Consider the following 3,769-nt stretch of genomic DNA (forward strand, 5'->3'; position numbering starts at 1 on the left):
GGGACCGGGGGGCAGACGGGACCGGGGGTCAGACGGGACCGGGGGTCAGGACAGGACCCGCGCCCGGACGGGACCCACGTCCTCGTCAGACGTCGCTGTCCTCGTCCTCCCCGGCCACCACCAGCCGCCGCAGGTGCTCGGAGATCTCCGCCCGCGCCTGCGCCGCCAGCCCCGCGTCCGTCACCAGGGTGTCCACCTGGTCGAGCGCGGCGAACGAACTCAGGCCCACCGTCCCCCACTTGGTGTGGTCGGCCACGACGACGACCCGCCGTGCCGACTGCACGAGCCGGCGGTTGGTCTCGGCCTCCGCCAGGTTCGGCGTGGACAGGCCCGCCTCGACCGATATCCCGTGCACACCGAGGAACAGCACATCGAAGTGGAGCGCCGCGATCGCCTGATCGGCCACCGGCCCCACGAGCGAGTCGGACGGGGTCCGCACCCCACCGGTGAGCACCACGGTCGCCGCCCCCTGCCGGGGGCCCGTCGTGCGCTGCGCGGCATGGAAGACGTCCGCGACCCGCACCGAGTTCGTGACCACGGTCAGATCCGGCACGTCCACGAGCCGGTGCGCGAGCGCGTAGGTCGTCGTACCGCCCGACAGGGCGATCGCCGAACCCGGCGCCACCAGCTCGGCGGCGGCCCGCGCGATGTCCTCCTTGGCGCTCAGCTCCAGTCCGGACTTCGCCTCGAAACCCGGCTCGTGCGTACTCGCCTCGGCCACCGGGACCGCGCCGCCGTGCACCTTCTCCACGGCGCCCTGGCGGGCCAGCGCGTCCAGGTCGCGACGGACCGTCATGTCCGAGACGCCCAGCTTCCGCGTCAACTCGTTGACCCGGACCCCGCCCCTGCGGCGCACCTCGTCGAGGATCAGGGCACGCCGCTGCTCCGCGAGGAGGTTCTGATTCTCACTCACGCTCGCTCCGGTCCTTTCGCCCCATCACGCCCGACACGCTCCCATACCCCCTCCGAAGCGGACATTCCCCCGCCCCCGGTCTCGAGGACGTCCCATATTCGCACGCCACACCACTGGTCGCGCCACCACCTGCACGCGCGCGAACAGCCCGTATCGCGTTTCCGCGCCCGTCACTATCACATGGATCGGGGAGATTCGGTGCCCACAGGTGTACGAGGACCGCTTTGCGGCGATCATCTGTACCTGCACATGACACATGCCTTGCGGCGCATCACGGGGGAAGCGGACCAGTGGATCGTGCGACGGAGCACGCCGAGTACGGAGAACGCCCCGGACGGTCCGAGACGGGCGGGCGCGAGGCCACCGGCCGCACCGGCACCGACGACGGCACCGCCCTCGAACTGCTCGTCCACGGCGTCGGCGGCACCACCCCCGAACGCATGCTGGACGATCCGCGCACCGTCCGCGTCACCGGCGACGACACGGCGGCCGTCTTCCGCCGTATCGACGACGCCGACGCCGAGGCCCGCCCCGGCGACCAGCGCGGCGGACCCGTGCCCGAGGCCTACGTCTGGTGCAACCTCACCTCCGGCAACGGCTCCCGCGCCCTGTGGCTGTTGCTGCTGCCGTTCATGGTCGTCAACCTCGCCCACTGGATGCGCCCCACCACCCGCCACAGACGGCGGACCATACGTCTGCACGGCCTCCTGGTCCGCCTCACCGGTCTGACCCTGACCGTGCTGCTCGTGGCCGCCGCCTGCGAGGTCGCCCTCGACCTGACCGCCTGGCAGTGCGCGGGCACGCGCGCGTGCGCCGAGGCGCACACCTGGCTCGGTTTCCTCTCCCCGGACCTCTCCCACCACGGCTGGTGGAGCAGCCCCGGCCGCCGCCTCGCGCTGGCCGCCCTGGTGCCCACCGCCTTGACCGTGCTCCTGTGGTACCTCGCCCACCGCACCTGGAGCGAGTACGAGTCGCAGCGCCCCATGGACCGCGCCGAGGTCCGCCCCACCGAGGAAGACGTCGAGCCCGTCGCGCTGGGCCGCCCCGGCTTCTGGTACGGGCGCCGTCTCGTGGCCCGGCTGCGTGCCGCCCACACGGCGGCCGGGTTCCTGACGGTCGCGGCGGCCGTCGGGACGTCCGCCGCCCGTGAGGACCGCCGCCCGGGCGGCCCCGCCGTCCTGGAACTCCTGGGGTGGTTGTTCAACGCGACGCTCGTGGTGCTCGCTGTGGTCGTGGTGTGGGTGGTGTGCCGCAGGGGCCGCTCCGAGAGGCGCCTCGACCGCGAACTCGACGGTCACCTCGTGCGCGGCCTGCCCACGGCCTCGATCGCGGTGCTCGTCCTCGCCCTGGTGTACGCGGGCTGGTCACGCCCCGGCTGGAGTTCGGCGGGCCGGCTGCCGGGGGACCTGACCTTCGGCGGGATCACCCTGGTCCAGGGCCTCCTCGTCCTGGCCCTCGGTGTGGTCGCCCGCGTCCTCTACCGCTCCCGGCCCGACCAGCGGACCGCGCTGTACGGCCTCGGCGGCCCCGCCGTCGCGATGCTGGCCTGCGCCCTCGGCGGTGTCATGTCCGCCGGTGTCGCCCAGCGCGTCGCCGACTGGCTCGGCGGCACCGACGACGCCCTCCCCGGCCCGCCGATCCTCCTCACCTGGCAGGCCGCCGTCATCCCGCCCCTCCTCCTGGTGGTGGTGACCCTGCTCGTCTGGCTGGCCCGCCGCACCTGGGTGCTGCGGCGCGAGGAGACGGCGGCGGTGGAGGAGGAGTACGGCCTGGCCGAGGCCGTACGGCCCCGGGCGAGCGGCCCGGACGAGGAGCCCGAATCCCGTGACGCCGCCCGGACCCTGCGTATCGCCCGTACCCGCGCCATGGCCGCCCTCACCGACCGCGCGCCCCGCGTCGTCGGCATCATCTCGACCGTGACGCTGCTGCTCGGCGCCGGAGCGCTGGCCGGCGCGTTCGCCACGGGGGAGACCCCGGCGCGGGCGGCACGGGACTCGTACGCCTTCGTCGCGGGCGCGGCCCAGACCGCGCAGGCGCTCGGGTCCTGGTTGATCGGCGTCGGCTTCCTGCTCTTCGTCACCTGGGGTCGCCGCGCCTACAAGGACGCCTCCGCGCGCCGCACCATCGGCATCCTCTGGGACGTCGGCACCTTCTGGCCGCGTGCCGCGCACCCCTTCGCCCCGCCCTGCTACGCCGAGCGCGCCGTGCCCGACCTCACCTGGCGGATGGCCACCTGGACGCGGACCACGGGCGGACGGCTGGTCATCTCCGGACACTCCCAGGGCAGCGTCCTCGCCGCGGCCGCCGCGTGGCAGCTGACCCCGGCGGTCCGGAGTCGGGTCGCGCTGCTGACGTACGGCTCACCGCTGGAGCGGCTGTACGGACGGTGGTTCCCGGCCCACTTCGGCCCGGCGTCCCTCGCCTCCCTGCACCGCGAGGTCGACTGCTGGCGCAATCTGTACCGGCTCACCGACCCCATAGGCGGCCCCGTGCGGCTGCCGGGCCGGTGCGGGCCGGAGGTCGACGCCGAGCCGTTCAAGGACCCCCTCGCCTACGGCCGCACCGCCGGCCATCCGCTGCCCGCCCCGATCCTCGGCCACTCCGACTACCAGGCGGACCCGGCCTTCGCCGCCGAGCGGCAGCGGCTGCTGGACCGCATCGGCCCCGAGGTGCCGGGCCCCCGCGACTGCTAGACGAGTAGTTCCAATTGCGGGGTTCTCAGACGGAGGGAGGGTGTCCAACATCGGGTTGTGACGACCGATTTAGACACCCTCTTGACGGCACTGTACGTGCATGTCGATGACCGTTTGAAGACCCCGCGGTGGCGCGGACGTCCGCCGCGACTGACCGATGCCG

Annotated in this window: 2 protein-coding genes and 1 pseudogene; 2 read left to right on the forward strand and 1 reads right to left on the reverse strand. The window is 73.7% G+C overall.

The genetic code is table 11. From position 1 onward, the window contains the following. Positions 1 to 85: 85 nt before the first annotated feature. On the reverse strand, positions 86 to 913 hold the full coding sequence (locus AOK23_RS42810; protein ID WP_055717769.1) for a DeoR/GlpR family DNA-binding transcription regulator: 828 nt from the start codon (positions 911 to 913) through the stop codon (positions 86 to 88). A gap of 290 nt (positions 914 to 1,203) precedes the next feature. Here AOK23_RS42810 and AOK23_RS42815 point away from each other — a divergent pair, with 290 nt between their 5' ends. Both AOK23_RS42815 and AOK23_RS52200 read left to right on the forward strand, forming a co-directional pair. Then, complete coding sequence (locus AOK23_RS42815; RefSeq protein ID WP_055717770.1) at positions 1,204 to 3,606, forward strand: hypothetical protein; 2,403 nt, start codon at positions 1,204 to 1,206, stop codon at positions 3,604 to 3,606. A 57-nt stretch (positions 3,607 to 3,663) separates the two neighbouring features. Then, positions 3,664 to 3,769, forward strand: a pseudogene (locus AOK23_RS52200) (IS982 family transposase); the annotation flags it as partial.

Source organism: Streptomyces torulosus (assembly GCF_001419765.1).
Classification (GTDB): domain Bacteria; phylum Actinomycetota; class Actinomycetes; order Streptomycetales; family Streptomycetaceae; genus Streptomyces; species Streptomyces torulosus.